The sequence below is a fragment of the Janthinobacterium sp. GW458P genome, assembly GCF_002127585.1.
Lineage (GTDB): Bacteria > Pseudomonadota > Gammaproteobacteria > Burkholderiales > Burkholderiaceae_D > Janthinobacterium.
On record NZ_NEGZ01000133.1, the window covers coordinates 1 to 1,879 of the forward strand.

General features: G+C 65.0%; 2 protein-coding genes and 1 pseudogene. All 3 read left to right on the top strand.

Annotation, left to right across the window (positions count from 1 at the left end):
* Positions 1–376 (top strand): annotated as a pseudogene (locus CBW50_RS28330) (hypothetical protein); the annotation flags it as partial.
* 133 nt (positions 377–509) lie between these two features.
* Positions 510–1,082, top strand: a complete 573-nt coding sequence (locus CBW50_RS28335) for a prepilin-type N-terminal cleavage/methylation domain-containing protein (RefSeq protein WP_086148565.1) — start codon at positions 510–512, stop codon at positions 1,080–1,082.
* A gap of 27 nt (positions 1,083–1,109) precedes the next feature.
* Positions 1,110–1,475, top strand: a complete 366-nt coding sequence (locus tag CBW50_RS28340; RefSeq protein WP_086148566.1) for a YgiW/YdeI family stress tolerance OB fold protein — start codon at positions 1,110–1,112, stop codon at positions 1,473–1,475.
* Positions 1,476–1,879: the final 404 nt, after the last annotated feature.

Genomic DNA, 1,879 nt, shown 5'->3' on the forward strand with positions numbered 1-1,879 from the left:
GGCCGACCCGGCCCGCGCGCGGCGCATGCTGGCCTTTGTCGCCGCCAGCTTCGCGGCCGACCCGGGCCGCCGCTGGCCGGCCATGGCGCAGGCGGTGCTGCTGGCCAGGCACCAGCTGCACGACTTGCCGCTGGCCCTGACGTACGCGCGCGCGCTGCGCCGGCTGGCGACGGGGCCGCAGGTGCCGCCGTGGGCGCGCGAAATGGAAGCGTTCATCCTGGAAGACATGGACCAGCTCGACAGCGCCCGCCTGGTGATCGGCGGCCTGATACAGAGCGGCCAGATCAGCGATCCGCACGAGCTGGCCTTCCTGGCCCGCCGGCTCGACGAACTCGCCAGCCAGATTGCCGCAAAGAAAGCAAATGCGCCGCCATGACCTGGCCCTTGAAATGCCGTGTCCGCAAGCGGCCATTTGCAGTAAACTGCCGTTAACGGGCTGCCTGCGGGGGCTGCCTGCCGCAGTCCCCGCAGTGGCTCCCGCAAGCCAACGTTTTTGATAAGGAATTCCCATGCCGCAACATCGCCAGCACGGCTTTACGCTCGTCGAAATCGCCATCGTCCTGGTCATCATCGGCCTGCTGCTGGGCGGCGTGCTGAAGGGACAGGGGCTGATCGACAGCGCCAAGGTGAAAAACATCATCCAGCAGTCCAATTCGCTGACGGCCGCCGTCAACGCCTACCAGGACAAATTCCGCGCCCTGCCCGGCGACGATATCCAGGGCACCGTGCACGTGCCCAATTCGGCCGGCAACGGCAATGGCGACGGCCAGATCGGCGACGGCCAGCCGCGCGAATTCACGCTGGCGCCGCAGCACCTGGCGCTGGGCGGCTTCATTACCGGCTCGTTCAACGGCACCTCGCAGTTCATGACCAGCGCCCAGGGCGGCGCCGTCTACCTGTACAACGATGAAGTGGGCGGGCGCGCCGGCAACGGCATCCGTTTCGACAACTTGCCGGAAGGTTATGCGGAGCAGATCGACAGCAAACTCGACGATGGCGTGGCCAGCACGGGTTCCGTCCGGGCGAACATGCCATATGGCAATACCGGTGCTATCATTCCCCGCACCGCCGTGTTTTTCTGACAAGGCAGTCACTATCAAAGGAATAGCATGTCACTGCACCGTAAGCTCGTCGTCTCCCTGACCGCCGCCTGCGCCGTGCTGGCCGGCGGCGCGCAAGCCCAGTTCGTGGGGCCGTCCGTCGGTCCCGACGCGCCGAAGACGGTCGCCGCCGTCCTGAAAAATCCCGTCGACGACCAGGCCGTCGTGCTGCGCGGCCACCTGCTGCGCAAGGTCGGCAACGAGAAATACACCTTCTCCGACGGCACGGCGGAAATCCGCGTGGAAATCGACAATAAAGTCTTCATGAACCGCAAGATCGACGCCAGGACACTGGTGGAAATCCGCGGCGAAGTGGAAAAGGATTTCATGGAAAGTCCGGAAATCGATGTCGACGTGCTGACCGTCGTCCAGTAAGCCCCGCCTGGCTTCCCGCCGCGCGCCGGCGGGACGCATGCCCCCGCCCCCCCTGCGCGGCGCGGCGCCCTTCCCCTGTATGCCTTGTGCAACTCTTTTTTCGGGCCAGAAACTAGGCTTGTCAGAAGAATCAATTTCGTCTAGCATCTTTTCATTCAAGGTCAGCCAGCGCCAGCGCAAGCCTGCCTGTCGACTCATCCATTCTGGGAGCTTTCCGGGTGCAAGATTTGCCTTCGATACGCTCAAGAATTTCATGGCTGGTGCTCGCCTGGGTCCTCCCGACGTCGCTGGTCTTCATCCTGCTCGTGGCGCAAAGCTACACGCGCGAACGCGACCACGTCGTCAGCGAGACGGCGCAGGCGGCGCGCGCCGTGGCCGCCGCCGTCGAACGCGACCTGGGCGGC

Excerpts from the sequence above, each read along its gene's own strand:
- CBW50_RS28335 (WP_086148565.1), top strand. The coding sequence starts at position 510 with ATGCCGCAACATCGCCAGCACGGCTTTACGCTCGTCGAAATCGCCATC.
- CBW50_RS28340 (WP_086148566.1), top strand. The coding sequence starts at position 1,110 with ATGTCACTGCACCGTAAGCTCGTCGTCTCCCTGACCGCCGCCTGCGCC.